This window comes from Rhodococcus globerulus (genome assembly GCF_019334125.1).
Taxonomy (GTDB): domain Bacteria; phylum Actinomycetota; class Actinomycetes; order Mycobacteriales; family Mycobacteriaceae; genus Rhodococcus_F; species Rhodococcus_F globerula.
Window position 1 is genome coordinate 1,267,705 of sequence record NZ_CP079698.1, and the last position, 14,113, is coordinate 1,281,817.

At 62.7% G+C, this 14,113-nt stretch carries 14 protein-coding genes and 2 pseudogenes; 11 read left to right on the forward strand and 5 right to left on the reverse strand.

All coding sequences use genetic code 11. The features are described from left to right. Positions 1 to 142: 142 nt before the first annotated feature. The 6 genes from KYT97_RS05675 (at position 143) to KYT97_RS05700 (ending at position 6,631) form a co-directional block, all read left to right on the forward strand. Positions 143 to 1,609 (forward strand): aldehyde dehydrogenase, encoded by a 1,467-nt coding sequence (locus KYT97_RS05675; RefSeq protein ID WP_219111896.1) that lies wholly within the window; start codon positions 143 to 145, stop codon positions 1,607 to 1,609. 40 nt (positions 1,610 to 1,649) lie between these two features. Beyond that, positions 1,650 to 2,426 (forward strand): SDR family oxidoreductase, encoded by a 777-nt coding sequence (locus tag KYT97_RS05680; RefSeq protein ID WP_219111897.1) that lies wholly within the window; start codon positions 1,650 to 1,652, stop codon positions 2,424 to 2,426. Beyond that, positions 2,423 to 3,340 carry an NAD(P)-dependent oxidoreductase gene (locus KYT97_RS05685; RefSeq protein WP_219111898.1) on the forward strand — a complete coding sequence of 306 codons (918 nt, stop codon included), beginning with the start codon at positions 2,423 to 2,425 and terminating at the stop codon, positions 3,338 to 3,340. The genes KYT97_RS05680 and KYT97_RS05685 overlap by 4 nt, the downstream gene beginning before the upstream one ends. After that, on the forward strand, positions 3,337 to 3,768 hold the full coding sequence (locus tag KYT97_RS05690; RefSeq protein ID WP_219111899.1) for a carboxymuconolactone decarboxylase family protein: 432 nt from the start codon (positions 3,337 to 3,339) through the stop codon (positions 3,766 to 3,768). The genes KYT97_RS05685 and KYT97_RS05690 overlap by 4 nt, the downstream gene beginning before the upstream one ends. A 6-nt stretch (positions 3,769 to 3,774) precedes the next feature. Beyond that, positions 3,775 to 5,259, forward strand: a complete 1,485-nt coding sequence (locus tag KYT97_RS05695) for an FAD-dependent oxidoreductase (protein WP_219111900.1) — start codon at positions 3,775 to 3,777, stop codon at positions 5,257 to 5,259. A 241-nt stretch (positions 5,260 to 5,500) separates the two neighbouring features. Next, a complete protein-coding gene (locus KYT97_RS05700; protein WP_219111901.1) occupies positions 5,501 to 6,631 on the forward strand; it encodes a lipase family protein in 1,131 nt (376 codons plus the stop codon). A 12-nt stretch (positions 6,632 to 6,643) separates the two neighbouring features. Here KYT97_RS05700 and KYT97_RS05705 read toward each other — a convergent pair whose 3' ends face one another. After that, entirely contained in the window at positions 6,644 to 6,949 is a 306-nt protein-coding gene (locus KYT97_RS05705; protein WP_219111902.1) for a hypothetical protein, read from the reverse strand. A 279-nt stretch (positions 6,950 to 7,228) separates the two neighbouring features. Further along, positions 7,229 to 7,828 (reverse strand): TetR/AcrR family transcriptional regulator, encoded by a 600-nt coding sequence (locus KYT97_RS05710; protein WP_172936168.1) that lies wholly within the window; start codon positions 7,826 to 7,828, stop codon positions 7,229 to 7,231. A gap of 119 nt (positions 7,829 to 7,947) precedes the next feature. Here KYT97_RS05710 and KYT97_RS05715 point away from each other — a divergent pair, with 119 nt between their 5' ends. From KYT97_RS05715 to KYT97_RS05730, 4 genes and pseudogenes are all read left to right on the forward strand, one after another. Beyond that, a complete protein-coding gene (locus KYT97_RS05715; RefSeq protein ID WP_172936167.1) occupies positions 7,948 to 8,892 on the forward strand; it encodes an alpha/beta hydrolase family protein in 945 nt (314 codons plus the stop codon). A gap of 471 nt (positions 8,893 to 9,363) precedes the next feature. Then, positions 9,364 to 9,477: pseudogene (locus KYT97_RS05720) on the forward strand (IS110 family transposase); the annotation flags it as partial. Between the two features lie 282 nt (positions 9,478 to 9,759). Next, a complete protein-coding gene (locus KYT97_RS05725; RefSeq protein ID WP_033230885.1) occupies positions 9,760 to 10,401 on the forward strand; it encodes a nucleotidyltransferase domain-containing protein in 642 nt (213 codons plus the stop codon). Further along, positions 10,401 to 10,787 (forward strand): hypothetical protein, encoded by a 387-nt coding sequence (locus tag KYT97_RS05730; RefSeq protein ID WP_033230886.1) that lies wholly within the window; start codon positions 10,401 to 10,403, stop codon positions 10,785 to 10,787. The genes KYT97_RS05725 and KYT97_RS05730 overlap by 1 nt, the downstream gene beginning before the upstream one ends. A 122-nt stretch (positions 10,788 to 10,909) precedes the next feature. On the opposite strand, the gene KYT97_RS05735 is transcribed toward KYT97_RS05730, so the two are convergent. Both KYT97_RS05735 and KYT97_RS05740 read right to left on the reverse strand, forming a co-directional pair. Then, complete coding sequence (locus tag KYT97_RS05735) at positions 10,910 to 11,848, reverse strand: thiamine pyrophosphate-dependent enzyme (protein WP_219111903.1); 939 nt, start codon at positions 11,846 to 11,848, stop codon at positions 10,910 to 10,912. A gap of 176 nt (positions 11,849 to 12,024) precedes the next feature. Continuing rightward, positions 12,025 to 12,306, reverse strand: a pseudogene (locus tag KYT97_RS05740) (hypothetical protein); the annotation flags it as partial. Between the two features lie 486 nt (positions 12,307 to 12,792). Between KYT97_RS05740 and KYT97_RS05745 the strand changes: the two are divergent. Further along, complete coding sequence (locus KYT97_RS05745; protein ID WP_033231413.1) at positions 12,793 to 13,272, forward strand: carboxymuconolactone decarboxylase family protein; 480 nt, start codon at positions 12,793 to 12,795, stop codon at positions 13,270 to 13,272. Here the strand turns inward: KYT97_RS05745 and KYT97_RS05750 are convergent. After that, positions 13,266 to 14,096 carry a helix-turn-helix domain-containing GNAT family N-acetyltransferase gene (locus KYT97_RS05750; RefSeq protein ID WP_219111904.1) on the reverse strand — a complete coding sequence of 277 codons (831 nt, stop codon included), beginning with the start codon at positions 14,094 to 14,096 and terminating at the stop codon, positions 13,266 to 13,268. The genes KYT97_RS05745 and KYT97_RS05750 overlap by 7 nt on opposite strands. Positions 14,097 to 14,113 lie beyond the last annotated feature (17 nt).

Below are 14,113 nucleotides of genomic sequence, written 5' to 3' on the forward strand. Positions count from 1 at the left end.
GAGAACCGTAGCGCCCGAACCGACTAACCAAGACAGTTTTCGAATTCTCGGTACCCAAATCGCTTATGCCCGAAACTCATTGCCATGGACGATTGTGTGAACTAGAGTCCAGACATATGTCCAGAAAGGAAGAGTTCACGCTATGAACCTTCGACCCACAGACAGTTCCGCCCTTCTTGTCGACGGCAAACTTGTTCCCGGTTCCGGCGGCACCTTCGACATCCTCAATCCCGCCACCGAGGAAGTACTCGGTCAAGCGGCCGAAGGCACCTCCGTCGACATGGACGCCGCAATCGCCGCGGCCCGACGCGCCTTCGACACCACCGATTGGTCTCGGAACCACACATTTCGCGCACACTGCCTTCGCCAACTCTGCGATGCTCTCGAGTCTCATATCGAAGAGCTACGCGACATCACGATCGCCGAGGTCGGGGCACCGCGAATGTTGACCAGCGGCCCCCAACTCGAAGGACCGATCGATGACCTCCGATATTGGGCACAACTGATCGAATCCTATTCGTGGCAACAGGATCTCGGGAATGCCTCGCCGATGGGAGTCCCCACCCACCGTCAGCTACTCAAGGAAGCCGTTGGGGTGGTCGGTGCCATCACTCCGTGGAATTTTCCACACCAGATCAACTTCGCCAAACTGGGTCCGGCGCTCGCCGCCGGCAACACCATTGTTCTCAAACCGGCACCGGACACACCGTGGTGTGCCGCGTTGGTAGGCAAGGTGATCGCCGAGGAGACCGACATCCCCGCCGGCGTCGTCAACATCATCACCTCCACGGACCACTCGCTCGGCACACAACTGTGCGCCGACCCCCGTGTCGACCTGATCTCCTTCACCGGATCCACCGCGACCGGGCGTGCGGTGATGTCTACCGCGTCGAGCACCCTGAAAAAGGTGTTCCTCGAACTTGGCGGAAAATCTGCCTTCATCGTCCTCGACGATGCCGACATCAAATCCGCCAGTTCCGTCGCGGCATTCTCGGTGTGCGTCCACGCCGGGCAGGGCTGCGCTTTGAGCACGCGACTATTGGTGCCGCGCAGCCGATACGACGAAGCGCTTGCCGCCGCCACCCGGACCATGGCCGGCATTCGTGCTGCCGATCCGTCGATACCGGGAACCATCTGCGGCCCGCTGAGCTCCGCACGCCAACGCGAACGCGTCGAAGGCTATCTGAAGCTGGCCCAGGACGAAGGGGGCACCGTGGTCACCGGCGGCGGCCGACCGGACGATCAACCGCTCGGATACTTCATCGAGCCCACTTTGATTGCGGGACTGGAAAACTCGTCACGGGTCGCCCAAGAAGAGATATTCGGTCCGGTACTGGTGATCATTCCGTTCGACGATGACGACGATGCCATCCGCATCGCCAACGACTCTCCGTACGGCCTGTCAGGTTCGGTGTGGGGCACCGATCCCGATCGCGTCAACCGCGTCGTCGCTGGTGTACGCACCGGAACTTTGAGCGTCAACGGTGGAGTGTGGTATTCCGCCGACGCCCCGTTCGGCGGCTACAAGCAATCCGGAATCGGCCGAGAGATGGGCCTCGCCGGTTTCGAGGAATACCTCGAGACAAAGCTCGTCGCATCCCCCGCATAAGCACCTCACACACATCCGTCACCTCGAAAGCAGGATCGACATGGGACGTACAGAACCTACAGAACGTACCGAACGTTTTAGGGGACGCACTGCAATCGTCACCGGCGCCGCTCAGGGAATCGGCGAGGCATACGCCCGCGCACTCGCAACCGAGGGTGCCAATGTTGTTGTCGCCGACCTCAATCACGAACTCGGCGAATCGGTGGCCAAACAGATCTCTGCCGACGGTGGCAGCGCGGTCTTCAAGGCGGTCGACGTTGCCGACGGCGCATCCACCCAGGCGCTCGCAGACTTCACGATCGAGCAATTCGGAAGCATCGAACACCTGGTCAACAATGCTGCCATCTACGGCGGAATGAAGATCGACTCACTACTCACAGTCGACTGGGAGTACTACCGGACGTTCATGAGCGTGAACATGGACGGCGCACTGCAGATGTGCCGAGCAGTAGTGCCCCACATGCGCGCCAACGGCGGTTCCATCGTGAACCAGTCCTCCACTGCCGCCTGGCTGTACTCCGGTTTCTACGGCCTTGCCAAGGTAGGGATCAACGGCCTGACTCAGCAATTGGCCACCGAACTCGGTTGGTCCAAGATCCGGATCAACGCGATTGCACCCGGACCGATCGACACCGAAGCCACCCGCACGGTCACACCAGGCAACATCGTCAAGGACATGGTCAAACGAATTCCACTGCAACGCATGGGAACACCGGAAGACCTGGCGGGCATGTGCCTGTTCCTCCTCTCCGACGAAGCGAGCTGGGTGACCGGCCAGATCTTCAACGTCGACGGCGGGCAGGTGTTCCGATCGTGACCGAGAATGCCGACAAGCCCACGCTCGGATACATCGGACTGGGCAATATGGGCGCGCCCATGGCGACCCGTCTCCTCGGTTGGCCGGCCGGGCTGGTGGTGTGCGACGCGCGAGCCGAAGCGCTCGAACCGTTCACTGCCGCGGGGGCTCGTGCAGCACAAACGCCGGCCGACGTCGCAACCACGGCAAGCGTCATCTCGGTAACCGTGCTCGACGACGCTCAAGTGCGTGATGTCGTCAACGGACCTGACGGCATCCTCAGCACTGCTCGGCCCGGGACCGTCATCGCCGTCCACTCGACCATCTCCGACACCACCGCGGTGGAGTTGGCCAGGATCTGCGACGAGCACAGTGTGACCTTGATCGACGCACCCGTCAGTGGCGGCGCCCCCGGTGCCACACAGGGCAAGCTCGCCGTGATGATCGGCGGGCCGATAGAGGCTTTCGAGAGGGTTCGCGAGCCGTTCGGATGTTGGGCAGAACTGGTGGTCCACGCCGGAGACATCGGCGCCGGAACCCGAATGAAGCTGGCGCGTAACCTTCTTCACTTCGTATCCTTCACCGCCGCTACCGAAGCATCGAGGTTGGCCGAAGCTGCCGGTCTCGATATTCGCACCCTGGGTAAGGTCGTACGCCACACCGATGCCATTACCGGTGGGGCCGGCGCCATCATGCTGCGGACCACCACCGAGTCCGTTGACGAGGGCGATCCTTGGTTCTCGATCCTCGGTCACGTCCGCAACCTGGGTGAGAAAGATCTGAGCCTGGCGCTCGATCTGGGTGACCGTCTCGGCGTCGACCTGCCCCTCGCGCACCTTGCACTGACCGGGCTCGGTACAGGACTCGGTGTGGGGGTAGGCGCCCCGCCGGAAAATACCGCATTCTCAGGACCATCCACGAAGGAGCAGTCATGACCGATCTGAACGGACACTCCATCTCCGAGGCCCGGACACGCGGTGTGTCGAAAATGAACGAGGTGTACGGCTGGAACTTGCCTGCCGACGTTCCGGGAGAGTTTTTTGCCGTCACAGCAGATCATCTGTTTGCCGATATCTGGACTCGGCCGGGGTTGTCGATGCGTGATCGACGGTTGCTCCTCCTTGGCGCGATTACCGCCCAGGGGCAAACCGACGTCGCAAAAATCCAGATCAATGCGGCGATCCTCAACGAGGAACTCACCGAGCAGCAAGTCGAAGAAGCTGCCATCTTCCTGTGTCACTACACCGGGTGGCCTTTGGCAACCGGACTCAACAATGCCTTGATCTCGGTCAAGTCCGACCGGCGTAAGGCTGCCCGAGCTGCCGAAAAGGCCGCAACCGAACCAACTCCCGCGAAGGACTGAAACGCGATGGCCCCAGCGAACTCCACCGGATCGGCGCACTCGATTCGGCCCGTAGCCGTAGACGATGTAGACACCTGGCATCTCGAAGCCGACGTTGTTGTCGCCGGATACGGAATTGCCGGAGTCAGCGCCGCCATCGAAGCGGCGCGGGTGGGTGCGGACGTGCTCGTTCTCGAACGCACCAGCGGGTGGGGCGGGGCCGCCGCGTTGGCGGGCGGGTTCATCTATCTCGGCGGCGGTACACCGCTGCAGAAGGCACTCGGTTTCGAAGACACCCCCGAGAACATGAAGACGTTCATGATGGCCGCTCTCGGCCCAGGTGCCGACGAGGAAAAGATCACCGACTACTGCAACGGCAGCGTCGAACACTACAACTGGCTGGTCGACAACGGAGTGCCGTTCAAGGAGAGTTTCTACGGCCAGCCGGGCTGGGAAACTCCGTTCGACGACGGTCTCATGTACTCCGGCGGCGAGAACGCCGCGCCTTTCAACGCTATCGCCACCCCGGCCCCGCGCGGGCACGTACCGCAGATGAGCGACAAACGCACCGGCGAGAAGGGCGGCGGGTTCATGCTGATGAAGCCACTCGTCGAGACGGCGGAGAAACTCGGCGTGCGGGCCGAGCACGACATGCGGGTGCAACGCCTTGTTGTCGACGGTGATCGAGTGGTCGGCATCATCGCCAAGCGCTACGGCAAGGAAGTGGCTGTGCGGGCTCGGACCGGTGTTGTTCTGGCAATGGGCAGTTTTGCCTACAACGAGTCGATGGTCGAGTCGTATGCGCCGCGTCTGATCGGGCGGCCAGGTGCGGCCATCGAGGAGCACGACGGCACTGCCATCCGGATGGCGCAAGCTCTGGGCGCCGACCTCGCGCACATGGATGCCACCGAGGTCGCGTTTTTCGGCGATCCTCAGCTGATGGTGCGCGGAATCCTGGTCAACGGCCGCGGGCAACGCTACGTCAACGAGGACACCTATCCTGGGCGCATCGGCCAGGAAACGTTGCTCCGCAACAACAATGAGGCCTACCTGATCATCGACGAAGCCGCGTACGACGAGGGCGCCGGCGCTGACAGTTCCACGCCGTTCTTCCGGTTCCGCCCCAAGTGGGTGGCCGAGACCGCCGCGGAACTCGAATCGGACATGGGTTTGCCCGAGGGCACCTTGCAGTCCACTGTCGAGGTGTACAACCGCCACGCCGAACGGGGCGAGGATCCGGTCTTCGGCAAGAAACCCGAATGGGTCAAGCCGATCGGCTCCCCGATTGCCGCCCTTGACCTTCGGGGCTTCACGGCAGGCTTCACCCTCGGCGGCCTGCGAACGTCGATCCAGTCGGAGGTACTGCACGTTTCGGGCGAACCGATCCCCGGATTGTTTGCTGCGGGCCGCTGCACTGCCGGAGTCTGTGCCGGCGGATACGCGTCGGGAACGTCGCTCGGCGACGGCAGTTTTTACGGTCGGCGCGCCGGGATCAGCGCAGCCAAGGGCTAGCGGGAGTACTCTCACCGACCGCGTCCCCGTCAACGAACCGAAAACGGACCTAAAGAGCCTCGCACCACATGATGCGCTGCGGAGCATTCGCCCTCGCCTCTGGACCGACAGTGAAACCACTCGACCGGCCCTCGACCGCGGTAGCGGCACCCGAAGATGGTCGAACCGGTATGCCGGCACCTCCAGTTCGCGCAGAATGGAAGTCGGCGTACTTATACGGACGAACCCCGGGAGCGGTGCAATGATCCGACGACGGCTCGGCCAAACATTGATGGTGATCACGCTCGCCTCTGCGGTCGTCTCGACCGCGCCCGCCCAGGCGCAGGTGCCGTTGCCAGTCACGGCGCCGGGCACAGTGACCGCGACAGATCCCCTGCCACGAACCTTCTGGATCCCCGGCGCCGTCAACGGATCAAAGCTCACCTATTGGTCCACGGGACCGCTGAACCGGCCCGCGTTGAGTACGGGCGCGCTCTTCCTCCCCGCCGGTGATCCACCCGAAGGCGGCTGGCCGGTGATCTCGTGGGCCCACGGCACCGTCGGTATTGCCGACAAGTGCGCTCCCACGGTGACCGGGACCGTCGGCAGTCCATACCTCACGAACTGGCTCTCGCAGGGCTACGCGATCGTCGCGACCGACTACGTGGGGCTCGGCACGCCGGGAATCCACCCCTACCTGGACGGACCGTCGGAGGCGCACAGCATGATCGACATGGTGCGTGCTGCGCGTGCGGTCGAACCGTCGCTCTCACCGCGGTGGGTGGCACTCGGACAGTCTCAGGGCGGGCAGTCCGCGATGGTCACGGCAGCGATCGCCACACGGTACGCACCCGAATTGGACTACCGGGGCGCGGTCGCGACCGGGGCGCCGTCGAATCTGGAGAACCTTGCACCACTCCTGGGGCCGGACTTTCCCCGATTGCCACTGACCGGCAGCACCGTATTCGTGTCATACATCCTGGCCGGACTACGGGCGGCGCGACCCGATCTCGACATCGATCGTTACTTGACACCGCGCGGCACCGATGCCCTGGCCCGAGCCGAAACCGACTGCTACCAGGAAATGGCATCGGACCTCGGCGACGTCACGATCGGCGATCTGGTGAACCGGCCCCTCGACGATCCCGCAGTGCTGGCCGCTGCTCGCAGCATGCTGGAAATCCCGGCGACCGGGTACGATCGGCCCGTCTTCCTCGGGCAGGGGCTGACGGACGAGATGGTGCCGGCGCCGCTCGCGTTGAAACTCGCCGCCGAACTCGCCGCCAACCGCCAGCCAGTCACATTCCGCACGTATCCGACGGGGCATATCGAGACGATGCGGGCTGCACTCCCCGAGAGCCTCTCCTTCGTCCGGAACCTATTCGAGCCGTAGATAAGTCGATGCTCAGCGCGGGGCCAGGTTCTTCAGCGCCAGAGCAAGAATGCGCTGCATGTCTTCGAACCGATAACTCGTCTCGGGCTGGCAGACTCGGACAACGACCAGGTAATTCGACATGGCCAGTCCGTGCAGCAGACGCCAGAGCATTGGACCGATGTCCCGAGCCTCGCCGGCGATCAGGGTGCCGCTCTGCTGCGCCTCGACGACACTACGCTCGACGAGTCCTTGCGGCGTGCGGTAATACGTCCGCGAGATCTGCACTATTACGGGGATGCCGAGGCAATCGTGTCTCGGTACGAGGCCCGTTTTCATCCGGACCAAAAGATCCATTTGCGTGATGACCGACCACAACTGACAAGCCACGTGATCGTGCAAAGTCATTGAAGTACGGATGTGAAAAGGAAGATTAGGGCCGAGTGCGTCTCGGCGGTGCCGACGACAGTGCCTCAGAATCGTTCGTTACTAACACACCCGACGATGAGACACTCCGAACCTGCGCCGGCCTTGCCGACTGTGAATCACAGCAGTAAGTGGCGTGATTTTCGCGGCGCTTCCCGTCCGTGCTCCACGTGAGGGTGCGATGGGCCTGGGTCAGCGAAGTCCTCGGCTCAGCACGCCCGAAATGAGTAGTTGCACGAGAATGGTGGCCTCGTATTGGGCGTCGCTTGCGGCACCGATGCAGAGGTTGCCGATGCCTTTGAGCACGTTGTACGCATCGACCGGCGGAGCAGAGTCAACGGACTCGAGTGCTGCCTCGAGGAGATCGCCACACACCGGTACGAGACGGTCAACGAAGTAGGTGTGCAGAGCGTCGGACCCGGCGCTGTCTCCGTGGAGTGCGCCAGCGAGCCCGTGTTTGGTGACAAGGAAATCGACGAACAAATCCACCCATGCCCGCAAGGCCGCCTCGGGCGCCGCGCTCTCCGCGAGTAGTCGCGGGCCGGCTTCTGCGCATGCCTCGACCTGGTGTCGGTACACCGCCACCACGAGCTCCGGACGGGTCGGAAAGTGACGGTAGATCGTCCCCACACCGACGCCGGCTTTCGCTGCGATCTCCCGCACCGGAGCGTCGACCCCGGACGTCACGAACACCGCCGCCGCTGCGTCAAGGAGTGCCTGCTGGCTTCGACGCGGACGGCCCACCTGCTGGGGCCGCGCAACGCGCGACTGGTCGCTCTCGGTGTCAGTCATGTGCCTGTCCTCACCATTCGATCGGGTGCACTTGCATTACGGAACACTGTTCCGTAACGTTACGGAACGTCACTCCGATAACCAGTATCGCAGAGCGCACCCGCAGCAAGGAACTTTCCATGACCTCATCAATGATCAACACACTGAACGGCATTGTCGGCGCCGGCACTCCGGTCGTCTCCGTTGCTCCCACCGAACTGTCCGCCCCCGACCGGCCGGTACCGCTGGAAGTTCGGGTGTCCGCCCCGGCGACCGGCGCGAACCTGCCGATCGTGGTGTTCTCCCACGGCAACGGGTGGAACCTCGACGGCTACGCTCCGCTCACCGCGTTCTGGGCCTCCCGCGGGTTCGTCGTGATCCAGCCCACCCACCTCGACTCGCGCCGGAACGGTTTCGGGTTCGACCACCCGGTGTTCCCGACCATCTGGACCGAGCGGATCACGGATCTCACCCGCATCCTCGACCAGCTCGACACCATCGAGGCCGCCGTCCCCGGGCTTGCCGGCCGCATCGACCGCAGCCGCGTCGCCGCCACCGGTCACTCCTGGGGCGGACAGACAGCGCAGTCACTCCTCGGCGCTCGGATCTTCGACGAAGCAGGCCAAGTCGGCGAGGACATGTCCGACAGCCGCGTCACCGCGGGCATCCTGTTCGCAGCAACCGGCGTCGGCGGCGACGACCTGCATCCGTTCGCGAAGGCGAACTTCCCATTCATGCGCCCCTCGTTCCAGGAACTGACCACGCCCACACTCGTCGTCGCCGGCGACCACGACCAGTCCAAGATGTCCAGCCGCGGCCCCGACTGGTTCACCGACGCCTACACACACAGCCCCGGCGCCACCGACCTCCTAACCTTTTACGGTGCCGAGCACTCGCTTGGCGGAATCGTCGGATACGAAGTCGCCGAAACCACGGACGAAAGTCCGGAACGGGTCGCCGTCATCCAGCGGATGAGCACCGCCTACCTTCGCAGCGCTCTCCGCGTCGATGAGACCAGCTGGCCCGCCGCCCGCGCCGCATTCACCGACAGCGCCGACCCGATCGGGCACGTCGACAGCAAGTGACAGGCCCAGTTAGGTCTCTCGTCGTGCACCAATGGTCGCTGGCAGAGGCCTGACTGCGGTACTTGGGAGCGGCACGTCGACAGCGACTACTGCCGGCGAGACTGGTGGTGGTCGTAATGAGATGAAGACGTTGCGCCGGATGCCGGGATGACTGCATTTTTCAGAAGACGACTGCGCGCTCGGTGGAAGCATCATCACTGAGTCGTTCCCTGACTGACTGCTGAACCTTGAGTCCGAGAATTGATCGGGTGTTCCCTAAGGTTGGTGGTGTCCAGAGTGGACGCTCTGGATGCCCAGCGCGGTGGGGTGTAGCTGATCGGGTTTTGTTGCTGTCGTAGCTCGATAGGACTGGCTGCCTCACCGTTCTGGACGCTCCGGTCGCTGATTGAGAGCTGATGCGAACGGTCGCTGTTTAGGGATCTGGTGACGGAGACGTCCACGGGCCCCACCTGCAACGACAGGAGCGAGTTGATGAATGATCACCTCACCGTGTGGATCGGGATCGATGTCGGGAAGGCCTCGCACCACGCATGCGCGATCGACGACACCGGAAAGGCCCTCTGGAGCCAGAAAGTGCGCAACGACCATACGCCGGCTGCTTCGACGCAGAAAGAATGACCGCAAATCGACTCCACAGATGACGGACGGAACACACATTACGATGGACGCCGTCACAGCCACGCTCCCAACAATATTGGCCCACACAGCATCTGCTCACAAGGCTCGAACACAGAAGCCGGCAAGCACGTCGACAGAATTGCTCAGGTCCATTCTGTGGCTCTCAGCCCTGACGGTCCGGACTACCTCGCACTACTCCAACTATAGTTGCTATAGTCAAACTTTAGTTGGAATGAGGAGGTGCCTGCCATGCAGCTGAACAGGCCGTTCGCCACGGTAACACCGACCCTGGACGGCGACGTGCTAGCTGTCTTGGCGAGCGCGGAGGTCACGTTCACGATCAGCCAGGTCCAGCGCATCCTCGCCACGGGGTCGGGCGAAGGCATCCGCAAGGTCCTCACCCGCCTCGTCGCGCAGGGTGTGGTGCGCCGCGATCAGGTAGGTAGGACCAACACCTACCGCCTCAACACCGAGCATCTCGCGGCCGAGCCCATTATGGCGCTTGCACAGCTGAACTCCACCTTCCTCAAGCGCCTCGAAAAGCACCTGGACGGGTGGCACAAGACGCTGCGATACGCCGCAGTGTTCGGATCGGCAGCGACCGGGCGCATGAAGCTCGACAGCGACATCGATCTGTTCCTGGTACGCGCCGCTGACGCCGGCAACGACGGGGACGATGCATGGGAGGAACAGGTAACCGAACTCGCCCGACTGGTCACGGCGTGGACCGGCAACGACGGCCGCGTCGTCGAGTACGCCGAAGACGAACTCCGTGCCGCGGCCGCCGCCGGCGAACCCCTGCTCCGTGACGTGGCGAAGCAGGGCCTGACCGTAGCGGGAACACGGAGCTGGTTCAACGCGCAACTGCTCCCCGCTGCGAGGAGATCCTGATGGCGGGACAACGCGACTGCGACTCCGTTGTCACCGCGGGGCGCATGTCCAAAGCGAACGAGTTCTTCGACGCGGCTGACTATCTCGGAGAGGAGATGCCCAACGCCGCCGGGGACTTGTACGTCGACGCGGCTATCGCCGCCTCGGACGTACTCTGCTGCGTGCGCCTCGGTGTGCACTCGAACACCGGCAACCACAGCGAGGCCATTGCCCTACTCAAACGTGCCGACAGTGGATCCGAACGGCATCTGAACACACTGCTGAACTTGAAGAACAAAGCGGCCTACACGCACCAGGACCTGACCTCTGCGGAGTTGAAGAAGATGAACCGCGCGGCGGAGCACCTGGTCGAGGCAGCCAAGCAGGCAATGGCCGCCCGGGGGTAGTCCGCCGACTCCCCGGGATCCAGCGCGCCTACCGTTGCGTGGTGCGCCGTCGTTTGTTCACAAAAAAATGCGCTTTGAGCCATCACAGCTGTACTACCCGATCATGCATCCCGATCCCTGCATTACCCGACTACCGCTTCCACGAGCGTGGGTCCAGGGACCGCATGTGCCCGGCGCAACGCCGCCCGCAACTCTCCCACCGAGTGCACCTGAGAGGACGGCACTCCGTAGCCACGAGCGGTCGCACACCAGTCCAGACTCGGATTGGTAAGCGAAGTCAGAGAGTTCGCCAAGTCGCCACTGGTGTGACCGAGGCGCTGCAGTTCGGTGTTAAGGATTCCGTACTTTTGGTTCGACACCAAGACGACGGTGATATCAGTACCTTCGAGGGCCATCGACCACAGTGCCTGAACCGTGTACTGGGCACTGCCATCGGACTGAATCGCGACGACGCGACGTCGTGGTGCCGCCAACGACGCACCAAAAGCTACAGGTAGTCCCTGTCCGATTGCACCACCGGTGTTGGTAAGAACACTGTGACGCGGCCCGTTCTGCGATGCTGCGAAAAAGCTGTGCCCGACAGTGCCACCTTCGATTGAAACAATGGCGTCCTCCGGCATCGTCTCAGCCGCCACAGAACCGATGGTCCATCCGTCCAGGCCCTGCTCATCCGAGAGCGCGGCAGTTTGGCCACCCACACTGACGGTGGCCGTCGAAGCGCCCACCGGGAGGCCGGACAATTCTTCGTCCAGCGCAACAAGTGCGGCGTACGAGTCCTCCTCGCCGGTCGACAACGTCAGTGTTGCAACGCCTTCAGCAAGAGCACTCGGATGTTCCCGGTACCCGAAAAACGCGACCGGCGACTTGGTACCGACCAACACCAGCGGGGCAGCGGTCGATAACGCCGCAACCACATCTTCGGGGAAGTACGGCAACCGGCCGAACTCAGGGCGGTCTCCAACCTCGATCAAGTCGCGCTGCCGTCGTTCCGGTGAATGCGCGGCCACCAGTTCGTCGACAGATCCGATCAAGTATTGTGCGGCAACGAGTTTCGAGCGCATCCCCGCCAATGAGAAACACCGGCCGCGCATCATTCGCTCGTAGGCTCGCAGCAACTGCCTCCACCGCGCTGCCCGCAGGACGTGACCGCGCGGTCTGGCAGGAAGTCACCGAGAGCGGGATTGCATCCTGAATCGTAAACAATCCCAACTGGGTGCATCGCCGTGTTCTCCAAACCTATTGCGCCACTATTCCTTTGAATCAACGGGACAGTGCCATCCAAGATCGGGTTCAAACCCTTGAACCATGCCTGCGCGACCGCAGCCGTGTCACAGGCAGTGACCAGTTTCGCGGCACGGCACGCGATACGAAGGCGTTCGACATCGGTGTCGTTGCCGATGGTTCGCGTGCCCTCCACCCACAGACGGACCGCCCGTGTTTCCTTGACCTTCCCGAGATCCGCGACAAGGCGAGCGCCGAGCATCTCGCGCAGTGCGGTCACCAGTTCCGCCCGCTTCATGCGGGCAGCAAGATTGTAGGCAGCGAGATCAGGACTCGGATGCGCCGTAGTCGTACAAATACAGCTCCCAATCACAGGGAAGATCACATCGAGAAACCCGCCATCAACACAAGCTCGTGTGGCATCGACCATGGCTCGAACTGGCCGACAAACTGTTGAGTGACCCGCTGTTCGACTCTGCCAAAACCACGTTCTTCCTGCGCAGAAGACTGAACCGAGATTTCTCGGCCTATTCGGTTGAGAACGGCATCTTCACTCCATGTCCCGCTGGATTCCGGCGAATTGAACCGCTCCAGAGAGGTTTGAACAGAGTCCCCAACTTGGCGTGATTCCGATCGGTCGCCGCGCCGGGATCAGGGCAGCCAAGGGATAGCGGGCACATTTTCACAACGTGGTTCTCATGCCGACCAGTGGGATTCGCACAGCGGCTTGGCAGGTTCGCGCCGCTATCGTCGGAGAAAGAAACCACACGAGATGGAGTCGACGATGAACATCACTGTGCCCGAGGGTAAAGATCCCATCGAATACGTGTGGGGTGACCTGGTTCCCGAGATCGGGCGCGCGGCGTCGAGACTCTCACGCGCGGTCACCACGAAGTCGACTCTCGGCCTACGCGAGTTCGAGGCCGCACGGTTGCGGATCGCGCAAATCAACGGCTGCATCGTGTGTATGGACTGGCGCACCGAACGCGACGGAGTAAAAGTTGAAGATACTTTTGGCGAATCCGTTGAAAACTGGGAAACCACTGACGCTTTCGATGACCGCACGCGCCTGGCCGCCGAATACGCGCAGCGGTACGCATTGGATCACCACGGACTCGACGACGCATTCTGGGAACGGATGAGCGCGCAGTACAGCCAAGCGGAGATCGTCGAACTCTCGATCAGCATCGGATCGTGGATCACGTCCGGTCGGCTCAATCACGTTCTCGGACTCGACACGGTCTGCGCACTGCCCGGTCAGTGAAGCTGGGACTCACGGCGTCGTTCCAGAAACAAGGTGTCACGCCACTGTCCACCCAGCTGGGCGATCCGTGAGCGGGTGCCGACAATGCGGAATCCGACGGCCTGATGCAGAGCAATGCTCGCTCGATTCTCAGGGAAGATGGACGACTGGATTGTCCAGATCTCGCTGGTGTCGGCGGCCTGAACTTGATGACGAAGGAGCAGTTTTCCGACGCCGCGGCCACGCGCCGCGCCGCCGACGTAGATGGAGTTCTCGGCAACACCCCGGTAGCAGTCGCGCGATGAGGTGGGACTGAGGGTCGCCCAGCCCACGACATGGCCGTCGATCTCGGCTACCCACCGATGATCGGGCAACCATTGCTCGTCCAGCTTCTGCACGGAAGGCACCGACGTGGTGAATGTTGCTGTACCGGTGTCGATTCCCTCGCGGTAGATCGATCGCACGCCGTCCCAGTCACTCTCGGCCATTCTGCGGAGCGTGACGTCCGTCGGCAAGGCCCCCAGTGTGTCGCGCACTTGCGCCCGCGGCGAGACGATCTTTGCCGCGTCCATGAGGTCGGAATACGCCGAACCCGCAACGCGGATCACGGAAGTCTCGCCTTGGACGTCGACATCGATGAAGCCCACGTTCGCGAGCGCCTCGAGATGGGTTCCGAGTGTCGACGGTTCGATGCCGGTTTCACCTGCAAGTGCCGCAATCTCGACTGGTCCGACTGCAGCGAGTTGCAACACTCGAAGCCTCGCGGGATCTCCCAGACAAGCAAACCGACGGGCAAGAACGTCAGTGTCTTCGACTGCGGCGACGCTGCGCGTTTCGGAACTCACCCGGTGATGATAACCGC

Excerpts from the sequence above, each read along its gene's own strand:
- KYT97_RS05675 (WP_219111896.1), top strand. The coding sequence starts at position 143 with ATGAACCTTCGACCCACAGACAGTTCCGCCCTTCTTGTCGACGGCAAA.
- KYT97_RS05680 (WP_219111897.1), top strand. The coding sequence starts at position 1,650 with ATGGGACGTACAGAACCTACAGAACGTACCGAACGTTTTAGGGGACGC.
- KYT97_RS05690 (WP_219111899.1), top strand. The coding sequence starts at position 3,337 with ATGACCGATCTGAACGGACACTCCATCTCCGAGGCCCGGACACGCGGT.
- KYT97_RS05695 (WP_219111900.1), top strand. The coding sequence starts at position 3,775 with ATGGCCCCAGCGAACTCCACCGGATCGGCGCACTCGATTCGGCCCGTA.
- KYT97_RS05700 (WP_219111901.1), top strand. The coding sequence starts at position 5,501 with ATGATCCGACGACGGCTCGGCCAAACATTGATGGTGATCACGCTCGCC.
- KYT97_RS05705 (WP_219111902.1), bottom strand. The coding sequence starts at position 6,949 with ATGAAAACGGGCCTCGTACCGAGACACGATTGCCTCGGCATCCCCGTA.
- KYT97_RS05710 (WP_172936168.1), bottom strand. The coding sequence starts at position 7,828 with ATGACTGACACCGAGAGCGACCAGTCGCGCGTTGCGCGGCCCCAGCAG.
- KYT97_RS05715 (WP_172936167.1), top strand. The coding sequence starts at position 7,948 with ATGACCTCATCAATGATCAACACACTGAACGGCATTGTCGGCGCCGGC.
- KYT97_RS05725 (WP_033230885.1), top strand. The coding sequence starts at position 9,760 with ATGCAGCTGAACAGGCCGTTCGCCACGGTAACACCGACCCTGGACGGC.
- KYT97_RS05730 (WP_033230886.1), top strand. The coding sequence starts at position 10,401 with ATGGCGGGACAACGCGACTGCGACTCCGTTGTCACCGCGGGGCGCATG.
- KYT97_RS05735 (WP_219111903.1), bottom strand. The coding sequence starts at position 11,848 with ATGCGCTCGAAACTCGTTGCCGCACAATACTTGATCGGATCTGTCGAC.
- KYT97_RS05745 (WP_033231413.1), top strand. The coding sequence starts at position 12,793 with ATGAACATCACTGTGCCCGAGGGTAAAGATCCCATCGAATACGTGTGG.